Annotated in this window: 15 protein-coding genes and 1 tRNA gene; 2 read left to right on the forward strand and 14 right to left on the reverse strand. The window is 60.7% G+C overall.

Annotated features, from left to right (window positions below; all coding sequences use genetic code 11):
• Window positions 1-29: 29 nt before the first annotated feature.
• The 9 genes from VSQ83_RS14355 to VSQ83_RS14395 form a co-directional block, all read right to left on the reverse strand.
• Window positions 30-1,214: a type III PLP-dependent enzyme gene (locus VSQ83_RS14355; protein WP_326427080.1), complete on the reverse strand. Its 1,185-nt coding sequence runs from the start codon at window positions 1,212-1,214 to the stop codon at window positions 30-32.
• Window positions 1,211-2,986, reverse strand: a complete 1,776-nt coding sequence (locus VSQ83_RS14360; protein WP_326427081.1) for an IucA/IucC family protein — start codon at window positions 2,984-2,986, stop codon at window positions 1,211-1,213. The genes VSQ83_RS14355 and VSQ83_RS14360 overlap by 4 nt, the downstream gene beginning before the upstream one ends.
• Complete coding sequence (locus VSQ83_RS14365; protein WP_219261251.1) at window positions 2,983-4,125, reverse strand: MFS transporter; 1,143 nt, start codon at window positions 4,123-4,125, stop codon at window positions 2,983-2,985. The genes VSQ83_RS14360 and VSQ83_RS14365 overlap by 4 nt, the downstream gene beginning before the upstream one ends.
• Complete coding sequence (locus tag VSQ83_RS14370; protein ID WP_326427082.1) at window positions 4,110-5,891, reverse strand: IucA/IucC family protein; 1,782 nt, start codon at window positions 5,889-5,891, stop codon at window positions 4,110-4,112. Before VSQ83_RS14370 ends, VSQ83_RS14365 begins: the two co-directional genes overlap by 16 nt.
• Window positions 5,888-7,087 carry an ATP-grasp domain-containing protein gene (locus VSQ83_RS14375; protein ID WP_219261249.1) on the reverse strand — a complete coding sequence of 400 codons (1,200 nt, stop codon included), beginning with the start codon at window positions 7,085-7,087 and terminating at the stop codon, window positions 5,888-5,890. The genes VSQ83_RS14370 and VSQ83_RS14375 overlap by 4 nt, the downstream gene beginning before the upstream one ends.
• Before the next feature lie 75 nt (window positions 7,088-7,162).
• A complete protein-coding gene (locus VSQ83_RS14380) occupies window positions 7,163-9,250 on the reverse strand; it encodes a TonB-dependent receptor family protein (RefSeq protein WP_219261248.1) in 2,088 nt (695 codons plus the stop codon).
• Between the two features lie 17 nt (window positions 9,251-9,267).
• Window positions 9,268-10,035 (reverse strand): HpcH/HpaI aldolase family protein, encoded by a 768-nt coding sequence (locus VSQ83_RS14385; RefSeq protein ID WP_326427083.1) that lies wholly within the window; start codon window positions 10,033-10,035, stop codon window positions 9,268-9,270.
• Window positions 10,036-10,405: 370 nt separating this feature from the next.
• Window positions 10,406-10,481 (reverse strand) — tRNA-Asn (locus VSQ83_RS14390).
• A 65-nt stretch (window positions 10,482-10,546) separates the two neighbouring features.
• On the reverse strand, window positions 10,547-11,743 hold the full coding sequence (locus VSQ83_RS14395; protein WP_219261244.1) for an amino acid aminotransferase: 1,197 nt from the start codon (window positions 11,741-11,743) through the stop codon (window positions 10,547-10,549).
• A gap of 323 nt (window positions 11,744-12,066) precedes the next feature.
• Here VSQ83_RS14395 and uvrB point away from each other — a divergent pair, with 323 nt between their 5' ends.
• Complete coding sequence (gene uvrB / locus VSQ83_RS14400; RefSeq protein WP_133077615.1) at window positions 12,067-14,082, forward strand: excinuclease ABC subunit UvrB; 2,016 nt, start codon at window positions 12,067-12,069, stop codon at window positions 14,080-14,082.
• 83 nt (window positions 14,083-14,165) lie between these two features.
• Here the strand turns inward: uvrB and VSQ83_RS14405 are convergent, their stop codons facing one another.
• Window positions 14,166-14,588, reverse strand: a complete 423-nt coding sequence (locus VSQ83_RS14405) for a RidA family protein (protein WP_326427084.1) — start codon at window positions 14,586-14,588, stop codon at window positions 14,166-14,168.
• A 146-nt stretch (window positions 14,589-14,734) separates the two neighbouring features.
• Between VSQ83_RS14405 and VSQ83_RS14410 the strand changes: the two genes are divergently transcribed.
• Entirely contained in the window at window positions 14,735-15,886 is a 1,152-nt protein-coding gene (locus VSQ83_RS14410) for an MFS transporter (RefSeq protein ID WP_326427085.1), read from the forward strand.
• A gap of 27 nt (window positions 15,887-15,913) precedes the next feature.
• Here the strand turns inward: VSQ83_RS14410 and VSQ83_RS14415 are convergent, their stop codons facing one another.
• From VSQ83_RS14415 to VSQ83_RS14430, 4 genes are all read right to left on the reverse strand, one after another.
• Window positions 15,914-18,256 carry a TonB-dependent siderophore receptor gene (locus VSQ83_RS14415; RefSeq protein WP_257622800.1) on the reverse strand — a complete coding sequence of 781 codons (2,343 nt, stop codon included), beginning with the start codon at window positions 18,254-18,256 and terminating at the stop codon, window positions 15,914-15,916.
• A 228-nt stretch (window positions 18,257-18,484) separates the two neighbouring features.
• Entirely contained in the window at window positions 18,485-19,462 is a 978-nt protein-coding gene (locus tag VSQ83_RS14420) for a FecR family protein (RefSeq protein ID WP_326427086.1), read from the reverse strand.
• 23 nt (window positions 19,463-19,485) lie between these two features.
• Window positions 19,486-19,980 (reverse strand): sigma-70 family RNA polymerase sigma factor, encoded by a 495-nt coding sequence (locus tag VSQ83_RS14425; protein ID WP_219261239.1) that lies wholly within the window; start codon window positions 19,978-19,980, stop codon window positions 19,486-19,488.
• Window positions 19,981-20,064: 84 nt separating this feature from the next.
• A complete protein-coding gene (locus VSQ83_RS14430) occupies window positions 20,065-21,384 on the reverse strand; it encodes an MFS transporter (protein ID WP_326427087.1) in 1,320 nt (439 codons plus the stop codon).
• Window positions 21,385-21,483 lie beyond the last annotated feature (99 nt).

Here is a 21,483-nt window from a genome sequence, read left to right on the forward strand (position 1 = left end):
GCTCCCTCCCGCAGCCGTACTGCCCTGCTTCAACCCTCGATAAACACCTTCAGGGGTGGCTCGTGCATCAGGAAGTTCTGGTGCGAGATGTTCCAGGCATAAGCGCCCGCCAGGGTGAACACCAGCAAGTCACCTATCGCCAGGTGCGCCACTGGCTGCTGTCGGGCCAGCACGTCCTTGGGTGTACACAGCTGCCCCACCAGCGTGACCTTCTGATGGCTGATCTGTGCGGGCTGCGCACCTCGAACTACCGTGAACGGATGGTCGTGGCCTTGAGCCGCAGGCGTGCGGAAGTGATGGGTACCGCCGCGGCCTATGGCAAAGAATTCGCCGTGACTGCTTTTAATGTCCAGTACCTGCATGACGTAGTAGCCGCATGCAGCGCTGATAAAGCGGCCGATCTCGAACCGGATGCGGGTGGCACCCATGTCGAACTCATCGATCAGCCCCTGCAGGCCCTGACAGAACCCTGGCCAGTCGAACGACTGCGCCGGGTCCTGATAGTTGATGCCCATGCCTCCACCGACATTCAGGATCGGCAGTTGCAGGTTGTGATCGGTACACAACTGGCGGAAGGTCAGGCAATAGCTGCGGATCAAATCCAGGTGCGCGTCAACATCCAGCTGGTGCGACAACAGATGAAAATGCAGCCCCTTGAGCGCCAGGGACGGCTCTTCAGCCAATACTTGAAGGGCCGTTGCGAGCCCCTCTTCATCCAGACCGAACGGCGTAGGTTTACCGCCCATGACCAGGCGGCTGCGGGGTGCCTGGGCCAGCTTCAAATTCAACCTCAGCATCACCGGGGCCTGCACGCCACGTTCGCGGGCGATACGTGCCAGGCTGCGCAGCTCAGTCACGCTCTCCACATGAAACGCCGATATCCTGTACTGCAGGGCGATATCCAGCTCACGATCGAGCTTGCCGGGCCCTCCAAAGATCAGCGGCTGGTCGGGGCACTGCTCATGTAACCACGTCAGTTCGCCCCCCGAGGCCGCTTCAAAACCGTCGACCCAGGGCGCAAGGGTTTTCAGCACCCGGGCTTCCGGATTGGCCTTGGCGGCGTAGAACAATTCACAGTTTCGGGGCAGCACCTGACGCATGGCCTTTACGTGCCGTTCAAGGGCAGGCAGATCGTAGACGTAGGCACACAACGGCGCATCGTGCTCAGCCTTGAGCTGCTCGATGCAGTGGGTGACGGATGCAGGCAGGTTCATGCGCATTGACTCCTTTCAATGATTGCCAGCGGGCTGGGCAACTGGGTGTAACCGGCTTCACGATCAGCCCGCATCATCAGGCGTGTCATGAAGTTCTCCTTGCTCGGGAATGGCGCCCCGGCGCACAACTCACGCAGTTGCCGAGGGTGGCCAAGACACGCTGATTGCGCCTGCAGCAGCTCGCCGATACGTGCCCACAACTGTTGCTCCAGCTCAGCACTGGCATTGGCCAGATGGAACACCGCCTCCCCCAGATTATTCACCAGGGCGCAGTAGCCCACCCGTTGCCAGGCCTTTTGCGCGCTGTAATACACCGAGTTGCGGGTACGTTCATCCAGTGCACTCAGGCGTTCAACTGGCCAGATTTCCGGGACCAGCTTGGTGCCTTCAAGATCGCGGATCCACACCTGACTTGGCAGCCCGTCCTCAGCGAAACCGATGACGGTGTTCTGCAAGTGCGGCTCCAGGGCCACACCCTGACGGAACAGGCAATACAGCACGCCGCCGAGCATCCGGGCGGCATAGGCATCCAGCCAGTTCAGCGTGGCGTGCTCCATGCTCAAACCGGCGCGGTCGGCATAGCGCTGTACCTGCTCACGGCACACGCTGCGACCTTGCTGGTCCCAGGTGAACAGGGCCATTGCCACTTGCGGCTGATAGCGCTCGCGGTCAGCGGCGCTAAGGTTTTCCCGGTACACGATGCCGAAGCATTCTGTGACTTCCCGGGCCTGTTCAAGGGTGCCCAAAGCACTGAGGTCCAGGCTGGTGGCACTGGGTTCGGGCATCAGCCTGAAGCCAGGTTGCTGCGTCGCCAGCTCGTTCATGACAGGGCCGAGCAGCCGGGTCAGAGCGACGGCACTGTCCAGCTCATACCAGGCGTTCTTGCGCACGCAGTTGGTCAGCCGCACGTGCATCGAGAATTTCATGAAATACGGCAGCTGCGGATGATAGAGCGTGCGCACCGACGACGTCGGGTACATGGACTGGCCCAGAACGCCGAGGTAGGCAATCAGCCCCTGTTGCTGGGCCCGCTGAACCAGCGGATCGGCGAGAATGCGCGCGACTTCCCAGGGGTGGCATGGATAGGCGTCGTCGCGCCCCGACAGTTCGCGCAAGGTGCTGCGCGGGTCTTCGCCCTGATGCCTGATCAGCGCCGGATCGACCTTGAACCAGTGCAACTGAAAACGCGCACCGACTTCCGGCGAGCAGGCCAGCAAATCCTCATGGGAAATACCCTCGCGGCTCTTCGGGGTCGGGTGCAGTGCGTGGCCCCACAGCTGATGTTGCTCGGATGCCAGCAGGCTGTCGGCCGCTTGATTGGCAGGACGGGAATGGCGCAGAAAAGTACGGGTGATCTGCAGGCTGTTGGCGACTTGCTGCAACATCTCGCCGACGCGTTCGGCGCCACTTAGCGGGGTACACAGCAGGCGTGCCAGTTCATGGGCGTCCAGCGGGCGCCAGCTCTGGTTATTGCCTTTGAAATAAGGGGCGCTGGTGTAGTGACAACGACCCAGCAGGCTGGCGCGGTCGATGCGTACAACCAACCGGCCGCCTGACAGGCGAATGCTGATGCAACGGCCATTGCCCTGGCGCAGGCTCATCGGCAAGTCCTGTGCCTGATAGTCCAGGCTGGCTTCATTGCGTGGCAATGCGTATTCGCGCAAATAGCAATTGAGCAGGCACTCGATGGCATGTCGCTGCGCTTCGCCATCAAGGGCATGATCATGCAGGGATACGGTGTTCAGGGATGGGGGGCTGCTAGCGAACGTCATGCCGGAATCTCCCGGGAAGTCATCAATAGAGGTCGCGCCAGGACCATGGCCGTCATGGCCGCCAGGCACGCAACAAGAAACGGAGAAGCAATGCCGCAGGTCTGGCTGACCACGGCGGCGGTGACGCCGGCAGCGGTTCCGGCCCATTTGCCGCTGGAGTCGAACCAACCGAACAGGCGCCCTGCACTGCCCTGGCGGCTGCGCTGGCTCAGACAGCGGTGCAACCCGACAAAACTGAGCAACATGCCCGCCCCGCTGAGCAGTCGCAGGGCGAATAAAGGCTCGGCCTGCACACTCCAGAACTGCAGTGCGTTACTGATTGCCAGCAGCGCCAGCCCCGGCAACAGCAGGTTGCCCTGATGCCTGTGCACCCAGGGCAAGGCCAGCAAGTACACCAGGTGCGGCAGGCTGTAGAGCACGCCGATCAAGGTGTCGCTGCCAATTCCCAATTGCTCGCCGAACGGCATGAAGTAGGGAAAGGTGACGACCATCGCGAAGCTGAATAAAAACTGCACCGCCAGCAACCGCGCCATATCGGGCGGCAGCTCGCCCAACACCTCGGCTTTTTTGCTGTCCAGGGCCCGCCCGGGCTTGTCGTTGGGCAATGCCAGCACCAGCACAAAGGCCAGCAGCGGCAACCAGGCCAGATAGCTGTAAAGGCTCAACCCCAGACCTTTGGAGGTCATCAGCCCGAGCAAAATCGGACCACTGATCATCGCCAGGCGTGCGGAGTACTGCGTCCAGTTCAGGGCTCGGGACAGGTCCCCGCCCTTGAGCTGGGTCGACAGGTAGGCGTTGGACGCTGCCATCGCACCTCCGAAGGTGCCCTGGATGATCAACGCCAGGACGAACACGGTCAGGTTGGGACTAAAGCCTGCCAGCAGAAACCCCGCAAACAGCCCGGCATGAGCGCGCAGCAACGACAGGCGACAGCCGTTGCGGTCGGCCCAGCGCCCCCAGATCGGCGCTGCCAGTGCGGTGCAGAGTGTCGGCAATACAAACAGCACGCCAATGGCCCAGCCGGGGGTGTTGGGCGCCAGATCGGCGAGGATGCGCGGCAGGTACAGCGGAATCCCCAGCGCCGTAAACGCCGACAGGAAATGCCCCAGCAGGACGCTGATGATCAGACGGCGTTGCATGGCGCCTCCGCCAGCAGGAAGTTCGCCGCGCTGTAGCCATAGAACTTGTTGATGTCACTGGCACCGGAATGCGCCTTGCTGAACAGACTGCCTGCGCTGAGCAGGTATTTGACCGGCAGCCTAGGGCTGTCGAGCAGCCACAGGCGTGCATCGTCACAGTTGATGCCTTCTGCTTCGAGCTGCTCCAGACAGTGCGTCAGACGCTGACGCAACGCACCGTACAGGCTGGACCGGGAGGCCAGCCCCGCGACCGCAATGGCCTCGACAATGGCCACGATGTTCAACTGCAAGGTGATGGTGCAGAACATCTCGGCCAAGGGCTGGGTGCTGTCGACCCGAATGCGCTCATCCAGCAGCGTCGTCGGCAGGTCGGCGAGATCCGGACAGGCAGCAGCGAAGCGCAGAGGCCACAGGCGCGCGGCGTCGTTGTCCTTCATCAACAGACGCAATGGCTGACCTTCTTCGAAAATCAGCACGGCGTTCTGCTGATTGGCCTCCAGTGCGATGCCGTAGTGCAACCACAGCCTCAGATGGACCTGCAGCAGCAGGTCGAAATAATCGTTGAGCCAGTGGTGCAATGAACCTGCGTAGAAACCCTCGACCAGTTGTTCGAGAAACAGTCGCCCATCGGGTAGCGGACTGGCCAGCGCAGCGACAGGCACGAGCGTGGTGTTTTCCAGCCCCTCGGGGTAGCGGCGCACGATATAGGCCAGATGACGGCTCTGGTCGGCATGTCCGCCATGCTTTTCATCAACGTGCAGATACCGCGATGCAAGCGCCGTATCGCGCTCGGTCAAGCCCAGCAAGGTGGTTTGAAACCAGTGGCCGTCATACAGGGTGCTCGGTTTGATCAGGCGCAAATTGCGCGCCCCTAGGGTGCTGACCAGCAATGGCAGCTTGATGTGCCACTGCGGTTGGTCGATGCACACCACCGTTCGCACGGACAGCGTGGGCTCCACCTGCATGGCGGTGCGTGGAGCCTTGAGTGTGCCTTCAGGCAAGCCATGGTGCTCAAGCTCGGCCCAGGTCAGCGGATGAACCGGCAACAGTGAATGGCTGTTGTGCAAGGTCGGTGACAGGCCGACCTCCTCGAAGTCCGGCCAGTGCGGCGGTTGCGGGCTGGTGAGGGTCAGTGCCTGGTTGGGAATCGCCAGCCAGTTGAGTTCGAAACACGGTGCAAACTCCGGGGCGTAGCCTTTGAGCGCAGCCCCGTCGAAGCCGCTTTTGGCCCGCGCCGTCGGATAGAACGGGTGATCCAGATAGCTCGCCAGCTGGTCAATCTTCAGCAGCCGCCGGGACCAGTCCTTGAGTGCAATCACATGACCTAGCTCGGGTGCAAAGCGCAGGTAAGCCTGATTGCACAGGGTCCGATGTTCAGTGGCGCAATCCGCTTCTTTCAGATACGCCGCGAACAGCGTCAGGCTCTCTTCATCCAGCCCCTGGCTCAGATGCCCCAGCCAGAGCGAATAGCCGCGCTGGACCTCGACCGGGTGTTGCGACGAAACCTTGATCCAGGCGTCGCCTGTACCGATCCAGTCCTGCAACGGATAGGCCCTGACAACGGGCAGCCATAGCTCGTCGGCGCCCAAATGGGCGATACGCAGCCAGTGGGCGCCGGGCTGGTGATCCAGACAGGGGATCAACGCTTCGGGCAGCGGGCCAACCTGCCCCTGGCTGACAACCCCGCGAATGTCTTCGCGCAGGCAACAATCGATGATGCGCCGGGTGATGAAGCCCTGATCGGCGACCTCTGGTTGCAGGCTCATGCCACCACCCATTTCAGGTCATTCAGGGTCGAATTCAGTTGCGCATCGAGGCTGACATCATCCGGCGCGATCAGGCGCAGCACACCGACATAGTCCTTGTTGGAATGGCTGATGGTTACCGTATCCCCCGCATGCTGCAACGCCCGGTAATCACACCAGTGCCCTTCTCGCTCGACGTTGAAACTGGCGCTGGCCTGGTCCAGACGCCCGCTGCGGTCGGCTACCAGATAATGCACGGTGGCCTGGGCTTGCGCCGGTTGCGCAGCGCTCAGGGCGTGCCCCAAATGCACCGCGACAATACGATCGAACCACCCTTGCGGCAGCAGGCGGTCAAGCAGGAACTCCCGGCCATCCCCGATACTGCGATAGTTGATTTCAACCAGTACCGGACCTTGGGCGGTCAGAATGAACTCGCTGTGGCACACACCGAAATTGACCCCGAATGCAGCCACTTGTGCCAGCGCCGCAGAACGCTGCGCGCAACTGAGGTGGCCGTTCCAGCGTGCGGCGAGCTCCACAAAATGCGGCGGCGCAGATAGGGTCACGTCGAAGCCGCCAATGGCTTGCAGATGACGCCCGTCGCCCAGGGTTTCGAGGGTGAACAGCGGCCCCTCCATGTAGGCTTCAAGCAACAGCGCCCGGTCCGGTTGCTGTTGCCAGAACTGCTCGCAGTAAGCGCTTAGTTCGGCCGCGTTGTGACAGAGCCTGACGTCCAGGCTGGCGACGCCTTCACGAGGCTTGGCGACCACTGGCCATGGCGCATCGCTCGGCACCCGGGTGTTCGATGTCAGTACCTGAAACCACGGTCCGGGCAAACCCAGTCGCTGCATGCGCTCGCGCATGGCTGCCTTGTTCTTCGCCGCATAACACAGTCGCCAGTCCTTGCCCGGGCATTCGAACGCCTCGGCCACCACTGCCGTTGCGGTTTGCAGGTGATCACTGTTGGAGAACACGGCAACCGGGCGAAGACCCTGGGCGTTGAGCGTCTCGATCACAGCCAGCGGATTGAACACATCACACTCGATAACGTGCAGTTGGTCCGGTGCAATGGGCGAGGTGGCGAGCAGGCGCCGGTGTTCCTGGGCGTGGTCAGTGATCACCACGATCGGCAGCCCGCGCTTGTGGGCTGCAGGCAAGAAACCCTCGAGAATGGCTGGATGTGCGACGTGGGCAAGGATGACGAATGGACGTTGCATGGCAGTTTCCTGGAGGCAGCAGTTGCCCGTCCCTGAGGATCGGGCAACTGGTTGACGTAGGCGCGTGTGCGCGGTTTAGAAGCGGTAATTGACGCCTAGGGTGAGCGAACGCTCGGGCGCGGCTTGACGACCCCAAGGGGCGGTATCGATACCGCGGAAATAGTATTCGCGGTTGAACAGGTTGCTGATGCCCGCAGAAGCGGTCAGGACGCTCTTGTCTGCCAGCGGGAACTCGCGCTCCACGGCCGTGTTCCAGACCCAGTAAGCAGGCAGCTCACCCACACTGGCCGAGGCATTTTCATCGCGGGTATTCGCGGCATCGGTGTAGGCCTTGCTGATGTACAGGCCGTCAAGGTTGTAGGTCCAGTGCTCGGCAAAACGGTAGCGGGCGTCAACCATGAACTGGTTACGCGAGGAGTACGGTACTTCGTTGTCCTTGAATGTTCCGTTGCGTTGCTTGGCATCGAGGTAGGCATAACCGGCATGCAGGTCCAGATCACGCATGGCTTGCGGGGTCCAGAAGATATCGGTCTCGAAACCCTGGTGACGGGTGCTGCCAAGGTTGTCGAAGCGGTCGGTCGTGGCGTTGTAAGCGATCTGGTCATCAAAGTCGATGCGGTACAGGTTGAAGTCGACGCGCATGCCGTCCCACGGGGTATAGCGCACACCGGTCTCGTAGTTCCACGCCAGTTCGGCACCTACAGCACCTTCCTTGACGATCTGCGTGACCTGGGGCGGACGCAGGGACTTCTGGGCGTTGGCGTAGACATACCAGGCGTCGTTTGCCTGATACCCCACGGTCAGGCCCGGCAGCCATTCCTCGGATTTGTTCTCGCGCTCGAACCCGGTGATGCCGTCGCTGTAATTCATGCGGGCGTTTTCATAGCGCACGCCCGGCGTGATGGTCAGGCGGTGATCGAGCAGGCTGATGGCGTTGCTGATGTAGAAGGCACGGGCGTTGTCATCGAACTTCCAGTCGCGGAACGGCGCCGTCACGCCGGTCGCGAGGCTCTGGCGGTTGACCTTGTAATCGATGTCTTCGCTGACATAGCGGGCGCCGAGCAGCCAGGTCTGGCCGACGTTGTCGCCATCGACCGTGGCACTGATGCGCGGCTCCGTACCCCAGACCTTGAAGTCACGGGGACCGTCCTGTTTGGTGACTGCCGTTCCGTCCGGGGTGAACGGCAGGCCGACCACGAAGTTGCGGTAACTGTTGTGAGCGAAGTTGGTCCAGCTCACTTCCACGGAATCGAATGGCCCCATCGCACCCAGGCGCTGGGTGTAGGTGCCCCACACGCGATCGGTATCGCCTTCGAAGCGGTCCAGCGGACGCGTCGACTGGCGCGGATCAGCCTTGTAATCCTTCACGCTGAGTGCCCCGGCCAGGTCCATGTCGGCCTTGTAGTGCTGCACACCGAAACTCAGGTCACGATCGTCGTCGATGTTCCACTGGCCGCGCAGGCGGTAGTTCTGGACATCGGTGTCGGAGTGTTCGCGACCGTATTCGCCGCTCAGGGTGTTGATATCCAGTTGCAGGCCGAAGTTGTCGGTCAGGTAGCCGCCGGTGCCCAGATAGGTGTCCCACAACTGGCGCCCGCCAGGGTTGAAGGTGGTTTTCTCCTGCAACGTGGTTTCCCACTCGCGGGGAATCGGCTTGCTGATGAAGTTGATGACCCCGCCAACGTTGTTCGGGCCGTATTGCACCGCTGCGCCCCCGCGCACGATATCAATACGATCGACCGTGGCCATGGTCATCGGAAACAGCGAAAGACCGGTCTGGCCATAGGGCGCCAAGGCCAGGGGGATACCATCGGACAAGGCCTGGATCCGGCCGCTGCGGCTCTCATAGAGCCCGCGCACGGAAATCTGCGGCAAGGCGCCGGTGCCGGTCTCGTCAAAGATCTTGATTCCGGGTACCCGTTGCAGGGCGTCGTCCAGGCCACGGGCGCTGGCTTTTTTCAAGTCGCTTGCATCGACCACGCTGCGACTGCCGGCGTAAGTACGCACGTCCTGATCGCTGGCAGCACCGAGCACGTCACCCTGAATCGTCATGGGCGCCAGCTCCAGACTGCTGGCAGGGGGTTGATCGGCAGCCAGGGCGGCGTGGCAAATGCCAAGCGTGATGAGACTGAGTGAAAAGTGTAGGTATGTTGTTGTTTTCATTGATCTACGTCGACTCTTTATTGCTGTTGGAGAGAATGCAGGCGGGCTTTCAATGCGTTGTGCAATAAGCCGCGGTCTTCACCGGCCAGAAAACTGCGTACACCCCGGGCTCGCCAGAACGCGTTCTGTTCAGCGGTGCGGGGGTTTGCGCAAAAAGGCACTTCAGCGGCGAGGCAGGCGTCAGCCATGTCTTGCAGCATTTGCCAGACGTGAGGGTTGAGAGGGTCGGGCCCCAGACCGAGATCAAGGGACAGGTCCAGCGCGCCTTCCATGACCATGCCGACCCCCGGCAATTGCAGGATGTCGCCCAGGGCATCGACCCCGGCGCGGCTTTCGATCATGGGAATGATGGGAGTCTGGCGGTTGGCCAGTTCGATGTATTCGGGTAATGGCACACGACCGAATCCGGTGATGCGCCCGCCGGTGATTCCGCGCTTGCCCAAGGGCGGGAAACGGGCGGCTTCGATGGCGCGCTGAACGTGCGCTGCACTTTCGGTACGTGAAAGGACGATCCCTTCGATACCGGCATCCAGTGCCCTGCCGATCAGCTTTTCGTCAACCTGGGGCAGGCGCAGCCAGGGAGAAATACCGGCCGCCTCACACGCCCGAATGCAATGCATGAGGTCTTCTTCGGAGCGCAGCAAGTGCTCAAGATCGAGGATTAAAAAGTCATACCCGGCAAACGCGAGCATTTCACAGAGCATGGGTGAAGGCAGGGAGTTGAGCATGCCGTAGACGCTCTTCCCGTCTTGAAGTCGGGAAAATACCGGAGAAGTTCTGATCACTGACACAGGTCCTTTGAGCGAGCAAACACTGAAGCCAATAATAATCATTCTCAGATAGGTGTAAACGATTTTTATTATCGAATAGCGATATTCGTGATGGAGCGCATAAAAAAACGGTGCTGGCCGCAAATAGCTGGCTAAACGCCAGTGCTTTCTTGATACCCGGGAGCTTGAGCTATGGAGTGTTGAGGTGGGTGGCTGCTAGAAACATAAGGCCATTCTGGATCCTTGCGATCCAAAAGCCCTGCTGAGGGATATTGAGGGCGCGCATGAGAACAGTGGGCCGGGCTCAGCCTGAGGGGTATCTACCCCCCACACACCAAATTTCAGGCAAAAAAAAGCCGCTATCGCTAGCGGCTTTTTTACTATCTGGCTCCACGACCTGGACTCGAACCAGGGACCCAATGATTAACAGTCATTTGCTCTACCAACTGAGCTATCGCGGAATGGCGTCTATCTTACTGATATAAATAGAGAAGTCAACACTTTCGATGACTTCTCCATGGATTTTTCAGATGACCTGAACAATGGCGTCGGTTACGGCTTCAATGTTGCGCTGATTCAAGGAAGCAACGCAGATTCGGCCGGTGTCCAGGGCGTAGATGCCGAACTCGGTACGCAGGCGCGTCACTTGTTCAACAGTCAGGCCGGAGTACGAGAACATGCCGCGCTGACGCGCCACAAAGCTGAAATCATGCCCAGGGGCCTTTTTCGACAGCAGCTCCACCATTTGCAGACGCATGCCGCGAATGCGCAGGCGCATTTCGGCCAGTTCTTCTTCCCACATGGCACGCAGCTCTGGGCTGTTGAGCACTGCAGCGGCGATGGTTGCACCGTGGGTTGGCGGGTTGGAGTAGTTGGTGCGGATCACACGCTTGACCTGGGACAGAACGCGAGCGCTCTCTTCCTTGGACTCGGTGATGATCGACAGTGCGCCTACACGCTCGCCATACAGCGAGAACGACTTGGAGAACGAGCTGGAAACAAAGAAGCTCAGGCCCGACTCAGCGAACAGGCGCACTGCCGCGGCGTCTTCGTCGATGCCGTCGCCAAAGCCCTGGTACGCCATGTCCAGGAACGGGATCAGGCCCTTGGCCTTGACCACGTCCAGCACGTTCTGCCAGTCGGCCGGGGTCAGGTCGACACCGGTCGGGTTGTGGCAGCACGCGTGCAGCACAACGATGGAACCGGCTGGCAAGGCATTGAGGTCTTCGAGCATGCCGGCACGGTTGACGTCATGGCTGGCAGCGTCGTAGTAGCGATAGTTCTGAACCGGGAAGCCCGCGGTTTCGAACAGGGCACGGTGGTTTTCCCAGCTTGGATCGCTGATAGCGACCACAGCATTTGGCTGCAGTTGCTTGAGGAAGTCAGCACCGATTTTCAGCGCGCCAGTACCGCCCACGGCTTGAGTGGTGATCACCCGGCCAGCAGCCAGCAGTGGCGACTCGGCGCCAAACAGCAGTTTCTGAACAGCTTGGTCGTAGGCAGCAATACCGTCGATCGGCAAGTAGCCGCGCGACGCATGCTGAGCAACCCGAATCGTTTCGGCTTCGACAACGGCACGCAAGAGCGGAATTCGTCCCTCTTCGTTGCAGTAAACACCAACCCCCAGATTCACTTTGCTGGTACGGGTATCGGCGTTAAATGCTTCGTTGAGGCCCAGGATAGGATCGCGTGGTGCCATTTCGACAGCGGAGAACAGGCTCATTATTACGGCGGCTCTGAATGGAGAATGGAGGGGGTGACAACGCTCCAGCCGATTGCACTAGAGCGGTGCACAAACGGGGAGCAAGTATAAGCCCGATCACGATTCGGGCAACAGGCTATTACCGGTTTTGGCCAAGAATTTGAGTTTATTTTCAGGCCACTGGTCCAATTGCAATCTTTGCCAGGATGGCCGTGTCAGAGCAGCGCCTTGAAACAGTCAGGCATCACCTCCATATTTACCCATATCCTGTTTTTTCCTGCGGCTTGAGTCGCATGCGCTTATAAGGGCCACTGCCTTTATAGAAGCAAACCCCGAGGTCCTTCATGTCCGATTTCCAGCTTGTTACCCGCTTCGAGCCTGCGGGTGATCAACCCGAAGCCATTCGTCAGATGATCGAAGGCATCGAAGCCGGTCTGTCGCACCAGACCCTGCTCGGGGTAACGGGCTCAGGCAAAACCTTCAGCATCGCCAACGTGATCGCCCACGTGAATCGCCCCACGCTGGTACTGGCGCCCAACAAAACCCTGGCAGCTCAGCTGTATGGTGAGTTCAAGTCGTTCTTTCCGAACAACGCCGTGGAGTACTTCGTTTCGTACTACGACTACTACCAGCCCGAAGCCTACGTGCCCTCCTCCGATACCTTTATCGAGAAAGACGCCTCGATCAACGACCACATCGAACAGATGCGCCTGTCCGCGACCAAGGCGCTGCTGGAGCGCAAGGACGCGATTATCGTGACCACGGTGTCGTGCATTTATGGTTTGGGCAGCCCTGAAACCTATCTGAAGATGGTGTTGCACGTCGATCGCGGGGACAAACTGGACCAGCGCGAGCTGTTGCGCCGCCTGGCCGACCTGCAATACACCCGCAATGACATGGATTTCGCCCGCTCGACGTTTCGGGTGCGTGGCGATGTGATCGACATTTACCCGGCAGAGTCGGACCTGGAAGCCGTGCGCATCGAGCTGTTCGATGATGAAGTCGAAAGCATCAGCGCCTTTGACCCGCTGACCGGCGAAGTCATCCGCAAAATGCCGCGCTTTACCTTCTATCCCAAAAGCCACTATGTGACCCCGCGCGAAACCCTGCTGGACGCCGTCGAAGGCATCAAGGAGGAACTCAAGGAGCGTCTTGAGTACCTGCGCGCCAATAATAAGCTGGTTGAAGCCCAGCGACTGGAACAGCGCACCCGATTCGATCTGGAAATGATCATGGAGCTGGGTTACTGCAACGGTATCGAAAACTACTCGCGCTACCTTTCGGGCCGCGAATCCGGTGCGCCGCCACCGACCCTGTTCGACTACCTGCCGGCGGATGCCTTGCTGGTCATCGACGAGTCCCACGTCAGCGTGCCGCAGGTAGGCGCCATGTACAAAGGCGACCGCTCGCGTAAAGAGACTCTGGTGGAGTACGGCTTCCGCCTGCCTTCGGCACTGGACAACCGGCCGATGCGCTTTGATGAATGGGAGCGCATCAGCCCGCAAACGATTTTCGTCTCGGCCACCCCCGGCAATTACGAAGCTGAGCACGCGGGCCGTGTGGTCGAGCAAGTGGTGCGTCCGACCGGCCTGGTCGACCCGCAAATTGAAATTCGCCCTGCACTGACCCAGGTGGACGACTTGCTGTCCGAGATTGCCAAGCGGGTCGCGCTGGAAGAGCGGGTACTGGTCACCACGTTGACCAAACGCATGTCTGAAGACCTGACCGACTACCTGGCCGACCACGGCGTGCGCGTGCGTTACCTACACTCGGACATCGACACCGTGGAACGGGTCGAGATCATTCGCGACCTGCGCCTGGGCGTGTTTGATGTGCTGGTGGGCATCAACCTGCTGCGTGAAGGCCTGGACATGCCCGAAGTGTCGCTGGTAGCGATTCTCGATGCCGACAAGGAAGGCTTCCTGCGTTCAGAGCGCTCATTGATCCAGACCATTGGCCGCGCGGCGCGCAACCTCAATGGCCGGGCGATTCTCTATGCGGACCGGATCACCGGGTCGATGGAGCGGGCCATTGGCGAAACCGAGCGTCGTCGCGAGAAACAGATCGCCTTCAACCTCGCCAACGGCATCACCCCCAAAGGTGTGTTCAAGGACGTTGCCGACATTATGGAAGGTGCGGTCGTACCGGGTTCGCGCAGTAAAAAGCGCAAAGGTATGGCCAAAGCCGCCGAAGAAAACGCCAAGTACGAAAACGAACTGCGCTCGCCGAGCGAGATCAGCAAGCGCATACGCCAGCTGGAAGAAAAAATGTATGCCCTGGCCCGAGACCTGGAGTTCGAGGCCGCCGCGCAAATGCGCGATGAAATCGGCAAGCTCAGGGAGCGCTTGTTGCAGGTGTGACCCTCCTGCGGGAGCGGGCTTGGTGTACCTGAATCACCGAGGTGCTGCTATCACGAGCAAGCCCGCTCCCACATGTGAACATCTCACACGGCTACTGCCGCCACGGCCTCAACCTCGAACAACATCTCGTCCAGCGCCAACCGCGGCACCGGGATCAAGGTGCAGGCCGGTGCTGGCCGCGCGCCCCACACCCGCGCCACTTCAGCGCCCAGAATCTGCAACCTCTCCATGCTGTGATCCACGATCAGTACGGTGATCTTGGCCACGTCCTTGATCTGCGCATCAGCTGCTGCCAGGGCAATCTGCAGGTTGGCAAATGCCTGGCGCACCTGTTCGGCGAAGTCGGGTGACAACTGGCTGTCGGCGTTCTCACCACCCTGGCCTGCGGTGTACACCAGGCGCACATTGGGTGCCAGGCGGGCAACATGGGAATAGCCGTTGGGTGCAGGGTCATACAGGCCGGCCGGGTTGAGCAATTGCACTGCAGGGTTAGAGTTCTTATCCATAAAATACGCACCATAGGCAGTTGAGTGAGCAGCGCGCTATTCAACCACTCTCGCAAACCCCTGTGCCAGCGCCCTCGCGACACCGGCTGCAAATATGCAAGGATGTCACGCCGCACCGCACCACAGCCCGTATTCCAAGGATGACCATGACCGCCATCAACACCCAAATGCCCCTTGTGCCGGGGCGTCTCGAACAAATGTCGACCCGCATTGCCTTTTTTATCGCCGGTTTCGGGCTCGCGGCCTGGGCGCCACTGGTGCCCTATGCCAAAGCGCGGGCCGGGCTGGATGAGGCCACCCTGGGGCTGTTACTGCTGTGTCTGGGCGCAGGCTCCATCCTGGCCATGCCCATCGCCGGAATTCTGGCCACGCGCTTTGGCTGCAGGCGGGTATTGATCGGTGGAACCCTGCTGATCTGCCTCGCGCTGCCGCTCTTGGCGACTGCCAGTTCCCTGGCGCTGCTGATCGCGACGCTGTTTGTATTTGGTGCAGGGCTGGGCGCCGTCGACTCTACCGTCAACCTGCAGGCCGTAATCGTTGAACGCGCCAGCGGACGCAACATGATGTCTGGCTTTCATGGCTTGTTCAGTGTGGGCGGGATTGCCGGTGCTGCCGGTGTCAGCGCGCTGCTTGCGTTGGGCCTGTCACCCCTGTGGGCGATTGTCGTGGTGATTGTGCTGATCCTCGCAGCCCTGCTCAAAGCCGCCCCTCACCTGCTGGCGTATGGCAGCGAAAGCACCGGCCCGGCGTTTGCCGTGCCCCACGGCGTGGTGCTGTTTATCGGGTTGCTGTGCTTTACGGTGTTTCTGGCCGAAGGCGCAATGCTCGACTGGAGCGCGGTATTCCTGACCACCGAAAAAAACATCGGCGAAGCCTACGCCGGGCTCGGCTATGCCGCGTTCGCCCTGACCATGACCGCAGGTCGATTGATGGGCGACACCATCGTCAAGCGTCTGGGTGCCAGAAGGGTGATTGTGCTGGGCGGAATGTTCGCCGCAGCCGGCATGGCCCTGGCAACACTGGGGACCGGCTGGGAAGTGGCGCTGCTGGGGTATGCATTGGTGGGCGTGGGGTGTTCAAACATCGTCCCGGTGCTGTACACCGCCGTTGGCAAACAGACCGTGATGCCGGAAAACATCGCCGTGCCGGCCATCACCACCCTGGGTTATGCCGGGATTCTGGCAGGGCCTGCGGCCATCGGCTTTATAGCCCATGCCAGCAGCCTGAGCATTGCCTTTTTGCTGATCACCGCCATGCTGATGGCCGTGGCCATCAGCGGGCGGATCTTGCGCGTCTAGGTCAAGCATCCCCCCTGTACCGGCCTCTTAGAACCCTACACTCGCCTGCACGAAGAATGTACGCGGCTCACCCAGGTAGATGCCTGAGTTGTTGTCGCTGGAGCGGGTGTAGTACGTCTGGTTGAACAGGTTCTTGATGCCCGCACCGACCTTCAGGTTCGACGCCTCTGGCCCGAAGTCGTAGCCCACCCGGGTGCTCCAGGTGGCATAACCCGGAATATCACCGTACTGGCCATCCGGCGTCGGGTCAGTGATATATACCCCGCCCGTGCCGGGCGCGTGCTGCTGGGACTGGGCAAACATGTCCAGGTTGTAGGTCCAGCGGTTGACCACATAACGCGCCCCCAGGTTGACCACTTGACGCGAATACAGCGGCAGGTCACGGCCCTTGAAGTTCGGGATGTCACCCTCGGATGTCGCCTTGGTGTAGGTAAAGCCCGCATTCAGCGACAACCCGTCAAGGCGCGCGTCCAGTGCCGACATGTCGTAGTGGACCGAGGTTTCAAGGCCCTGGTGCTTGGTGGCCCCCAGGTTGGTCCAGCCCACATCGTTGCTGACGTATTGCAACTCGTCGGCAAAATCGATGTAGAACAGCGTCACTTCACCGCCCCACACGCCATTGTCGTAGCGCGTACCCAGTTCGTAGGTCTTGGCCTTTTCAGGGCGCAGGCCTGCCGCTGTCGCATCGCCGACACCGCCCTGCCCCAGCTGGAAGTATTGCAGGCTGCCGAACGAGGTTTCGTAGTTGGCAAACAGCTTCCAGGCGTCCGAGAGGTGATACATCACGCTCAGGGCCGGCAGGGCTTCGCTGCTGTCGATGCTGCGCTTCTTCTCAAGCACGGGCACACCGTTGTTACCCAGCACCGGGCGGTCGTGCCATTGGGTGCTGATGCGTTCGAAACGGATACCCGGAGTGACTGTCCAGTTACCCACATCGATCTTGTCATCGATATAGAAGGCGTTGGCCTCGGTGCCTCCGGTGCGATCCTGGTACACATGACCGTCAGCTCCCGGCCCCGGCACTGGCACGTTATTCACCAGCAAGACCTGGCTGGCCTCCTCGTGCATCGCCTCCTTGAGGTAGCGATAGCCCACACCCACTTCCTGTGTCACGGGCCCCAGCGTGAACACATGGGACACCCGCGGCTCGATGCCGAAGGTGTGGTAACTGCGCGGATACGAGGCCAGCGTCTGCAGGTTTCGTGCAGCAATCGTGCTGCCACGGAAGCTGTCGGTGTAATAGGTCAGGACTTCAAACTGGGTCTGGTCGTCAATCTGGCGCAGGTACTTGAAGGACACGTCCTTGCGCCGCCCGGTGAAGCTGTCGTAGTCGCGCAACGATTGGTACGGATCGGCATCGAACTGCTTCTGGGTCAGGCCGCCGGGCATGTCTGCGGTGGCATCGTAGTAGTGAAAGTTGAGCGTGAAGTCATCCTGATCAGTGGGCGCCCAGTGGGTTTTAAGCAACACATCATCGATATCGTTGTCATTGTTGCGCGCCCGGTAGCCATCGCCCTTGACCCCCGAGTACAGCAGCGCGGCACCCATGCCGTTGTCTGCCGTGCCGCCCAGAAACGCCGACTCAATGTGCTTCCAGCCACCGCGCTCGGACGTTTCCAGCGTCGTGCCCACTTCGCCCTGGAAAGTTTCAGGAATGGCCCGGGTGACAAAGTTGATCACCCCGCCCACGTTTTGCGGTCCATAGCGCACCGAACCGGCACCGCGCACCACATCGATGCTGTCCAGGTTGCCCGACGAGATCGGGGCCATCGACAACTGTGGCTGGCCATAGGGCGCAAACGCCGCCGGAATACCGTCGATCAACACGGTGGAGCGCGGCGACAGCCGTGAAGTCAAACCGCGTACGCCTACGTTCAGCGAGATATCGCTGCCGCCGGTACCGTTGGATGCCTGCACCTGCACCCCCGGAATACGCTTGAGCGCGTCACTGACGTTCATCGCGCCCTGCTCGACCATTGCCTCGCGACGCACCACCGTCCGGGCGCCCGGATGATTCTGCACCACCGCGTCATTGGCATCGCTCAGCCAGTTACCGACCACCTTCACATCCACCGGCCCCAGTTCCAGCGGGCCGGATGGTGCGGCACTGACCGTTGGTGCCACCCCCAGGGTCACCGCATCGCCATCCAGCGCGTAGCTCAAGCCACTGCCTTGCAGCAGCTGCGCCAGGGCCTGCTCGGGCGACAGGTTGCCATCGACTGCAGGCGCCTGCTTGCCCGCCACCAGTTGCGGGTTGAAAAACACCTGCAGCGAGGTCTGTTGAGCCAACTGGCTCAATGCGCCACCCAAGGGCTGGGACTGAATGTGGATGGCATTCGACCGGGATTGCCCGGCAAAGGCACCCGGCATCGCTGCGCTGACCGCCAGGGCCAACGCCAGCGGCAGCAAGCGCGTTCGGGGAACAGAAGCTGGAGTGCTCAAAGGTGTTTCAAGCGAAAAAAGTCGCCCACGAAGATTGTTGTTTTTCACGTCGAGTCTTGCCCTGTGGATCGCACTTGAGAGCGACTGTTAATGCAAACCAGTTGCAGTTGTTCAAGAAGACGAAGAACTCGAAAAAAACCTGAATCGATTGCCCAATTATTTTCTGGCAGTGATTTCCTGGCTGCCGTCTGCCCGCGCCCTGACAGCGACCGGCAGGATCTGTGGCAAGGCCTTGAGCAGCGCATCGGTGTCATCGGTTTTGAACACGCTGGACAACCTCAACCGGGCAATCGCCGGGGAACTCACGTGCACAGGCTTGTCGCGATAACGGGACACTTGCGCGGCCACTTCACCCAGGGTGGCGTCCTGAAACACCAGTTGCCCCCTGCGCCAGGCCGTCAGCGTTCGAGTGTTGACCGGCTGCACGGCAGCCACCTGCCCCTGTGCGTCGACGACCGTACCCAGCCCCGCCGTCAGGTTGACCGCTGCGTCCGGATTGGCACCCTGCACCCGCACATGCCCTGACTCCACCGCGATCCGAGCCTGGTCCCCCTCACGCAACACATCAAAACGGGTACCGGTCACCGTCACCTGCCCGGCTCCGGCCTGAACCACAAACGGCCTGTCGGCATCCCGGGCCACGCTGAACATTCCCTCGCCCTGTTGCAGCTCGACAGTGCGCTGGCGGCGTTCGAAATTGACCCGTATCTGGCTGCGGCCATTGAGTTCAATGGATGAACCATCGGGCAAGGTCACTGTGCGCCGCTCGCCCATCGCCGTGGCGAACTCTGCCTGGTAGCCCGCTGAGGAGTGCAGCTGCATCCAGAGACCCGCCCCGGCCACTGCTGCCACAACACTCGCGGCCAGCCCGTAAGCCAGGAACGAGCGACGCTCAAGCCTGGGTGCCGGCGCTTCGCACAACGCCTGCAGTCGGGCCTTGGGCAACAGGTCGGCAGCGGACCACAGGCGGGCCAGCCATTGGTATTCCACTTCATGGCTGGTGTGCTGAGCAAGCCAGGCCTCAAATTCGGCCTGCTCTGCCACGCTCAGGGTTTGCGCCTGCACCCGCGCAAACCAGGTCGCGGCAGCATCGCGCACGCTCGCGCTGTCACACGTACAGTTACGTGTATCCATCATGCAATCCTTTACCGATGTCATCACGCAGACCCCACACGTTCACGCAGATGGCGCAGGGTGCGGATCATATACTTTTCCACCATGTTCCTGGACAGCCCCAGGCGCTCGGCAATTTCGGCCTGGGTGAGGCCTTCGATCTTCTGCCAGACAAAGACTTTACGGCAATTGATCGGGAGTTCCTGCAGTGCCCTTTCGACCGACTCAGCCAACTGCAGGGCGCGCATGTACTGCTCCGGATCGCCCGTTTCGCCCGCCCCTGAAGCAGCACATGCCTGCTCCTTGGCGTCGCGCAGTTCTTCACGACGAAAACCGTCCACCGCGATATTGCGTGCTGTCTGGTGCAAATACGCACGCGGCTGCTCGACCGCATCCAGATTGGATTCGAGCACGCGGACAAAAGTGTCATGGGCGAGGTCTTGGGCCTGCTGTCGGTTGCGCAGGCGCCGGGTCCAGGTTCCGATCAACTCTTCGTAATGGTCAAAGAAGCCCGTTTTACGGGGCACTTTCTGAGTCATCGCAGGGGACTACACAGGTGGGGCGCGAAAAGTAATGCTTCCTATTAAAGCCAGCAATCACTGCGATGACAGAAGGTCAAAGCCTTACATCTCGGCCTTGGCCAACAAGCGCTGTTCGACCTGAGTGGCACCGCTGGAACCATAGCGCCGGGCCGTGAGCAACCCGACCACCCCCATCACCCCGCAGAACGCTACGCACACCCACGGACTCCACGGCATCAGCGCGATCAGCAGCAACGGCGTGGTGCTGGCCCAGAGTGCGTAGGCGATGTTGTAGGTAAATGAAATGCCCGAGACGCGGATCGGCGCAGGAAACAGGCCAACCATCACCGACGGCACCACCCCGACAATCCCGCAGGTCAAACCGGCGAATGCATAGGCCAGGCCTGGAAGTGCCCACTGATCTACCAGGCTGGCGTACAACAGGCCGATACCCAGTGGCAGCAAAACGCTGTACAGCGCAATGCTGCGCCAGACGCCGATACGGTCGACGATCAGACCGGCCAGCACACAGCCGATATTCAAAAACACAATGCCCAGGCTGCTCAACGCAAAGGTGTGACTGGCAGTCATGCCAAAGCGCTGCTGCATCACGGTCGGCGTGATCACCACAAACACCACCACGGCGCTGGTAAGGACGCAGGTCAGCAACGCCGCCGGCAGCAAAGACCCACGGTGATCACGTAAAACCGTGCGCAACGGGAACTCTGCCCGGCCTTCCTTGCGCTCGCGCAGGGCCAAAAACACCGGGGTTTCACTGAGCCAGCGACGCAGCCACACACCAATCACACCGAATACGCCACCGAGCAGGAAGGGAAAGCGCCAGGCGTAATCGAGGATTTCTGCTGGTGTGAACATCTGGGCGAGAAGCGTCGCGGTCAAGGCGCCAATCAAATAGCCAAAGGTCAGCCCGGCTTGCAGGAAACCCAGAGCAAAGCCCCGGCGACCGGCCGGAGCGTGCTCGGCCACAAATACCCAGGCACTGGGCACCTCCCCCCCTACCGCCGCGCCCTGAAGGATGCGCAGCGCCAACAGGATCAGCGGCGCGAAGTAACCGATATCCGCGTAAGTGGGCATGATCCCGATCAGCAGGCAGGGCAGCGCCATCATCAGGATGCTCAGGCTGAAGACCCGCTTGCGTCCCAGATGGTCGGCAAAGTGCGCCATCAGAATCCCGCCCAACGGACGCGCCAGATAACCGGTCACGAAAATCCCGAAGCTTTGCAGCAAACGCAGCCATTCGGGCATGTCCGGCGGAAAAAACAGCTGGCTGAGGGTCAGGGCGAAGAATACGAAAATGATGAAGTCGTAAATTTCCAGCGCCCCGCCCAGGGCGGCAAGGCCCAGGGTTCTGTAGTCGGAACGGGAAAAACGCACCGTTGTGGCTTGAGTATCAGCAGACATAAATAGGCTCAATGTGAACTGGACACGCCTATGTTGGCGCTTGCGGTCGAGGGCGCGAGCATAGCAAATCCTGTAGAAACCACTGCAAAACCTGTGGGC

The organism is Pseudomonas sp. DSV-1 (assembly GCF_035830915.1).
Taxonomy (GTDB): domain Bacteria; phylum Pseudomonadota; class Gammaproteobacteria; order Pseudomonadales; family Pseudomonadaceae; genus Aquipseudomonas.

What these genes read in the sequence shown, in the direction of transcription:
- VSQ83_RS14395 (WP_219261244.1), bottom strand. Translation starts at nt 11,743, where the DNA reads ATGAGCCTGTTCTCCGCTGTCGAAATGGCACCACGCGATCCTATCCTG.
- VSQ83_RS14355 (WP_326427080.1), bottom strand. Translation starts at nt 1,214, where the DNA reads ATGAACCTGCCTGCATCCGTCACCCACTGCATCGAGCAGCTCAAGGCT.
- VSQ83_RS14425 (WP_219261239.1), bottom strand. Translation starts at nt 19,980, where the DNA reads ATGACTCAGAAAGTGCCCCGTAAAACGGGCTTCTTTGACCATTACGAA.
- VSQ83_RS14405 (WP_326427084.1), bottom strand. Translation starts at nt 14,588, where the DNA reads ATGGATAAGAACTCTAACCCTGCAGTGCAATTGCTCAACCCGGCCGGC.
- uvrB (WP_133077615.1), top strand. Translation starts at nt 12,067, where the DNA reads ATGTCCGATTTCCAGCTTGTTACCCGCTTCGAGCCTGCGGGTGATCAA.
- VSQ83_RS14360 (WP_326427081.1), bottom strand. Translation starts at nt 2,986, where the DNA reads ATGACGTTCGCTAGCAGCCCCCCATCCCTGAACACCGTATCCCTGCAT.
- VSQ83_RS14375 (WP_219261249.1), bottom strand. Translation starts at nt 7,087, where the DNA reads ATGCAACGTCCATTCGTCATCCTTGCCCACGTCGCACATCCAGCCATT.
- VSQ83_RS14370 (WP_326427082.1), bottom strand. Translation starts at nt 5,891, where the DNA reads ATGAGCCTGCAACCAGAGGTCGCCGATCAGGGCTTCATCACCCGGCGC.
- VSQ83_RS14410 (WP_326427085.1), top strand. Translation starts at nt 14,735, where the DNA reads ATGACCGCCATCAACACCCAAATGCCCCTTGTGCCGGGGCGTCTCGAA.
- VSQ83_RS14380 (WP_219261248.1), bottom strand. Translation starts at nt 9,250, where the DNA reads ATGAAAACAACAACATACCTACACTTTTCACTCAGTCTCATCACGCTT.
- VSQ83_RS14365 (WP_219261251.1), bottom strand. Translation starts at nt 4,125, where the DNA reads ATGCAACGCCGTCTGATCATCAGCGTCCTGCTGGGGCATTTCCTGTCG.
- VSQ83_RS14420 (WP_326427086.1), bottom strand. Translation starts at nt 19,462, where the DNA reads ATGGATACACGTAACTGTACGTGTGACAGCGCGAGCGTGCGCGATGCT.
- VSQ83_RS14415 (WP_257622800.1), bottom strand. Translation starts at nt 18,256, where the DNA reads ATGCCGGGTGCCTTTGCCGGGCAATCCCGGTCGAATGCCATCCACATT.
- VSQ83_RS14430 (WP_326427087.1), bottom strand. Translation starts at nt 21,384, where the DNA reads ATGTCTGCTGATACTCAAGCCACAACGGTGCGTTTTTCCCGTTCCGAC.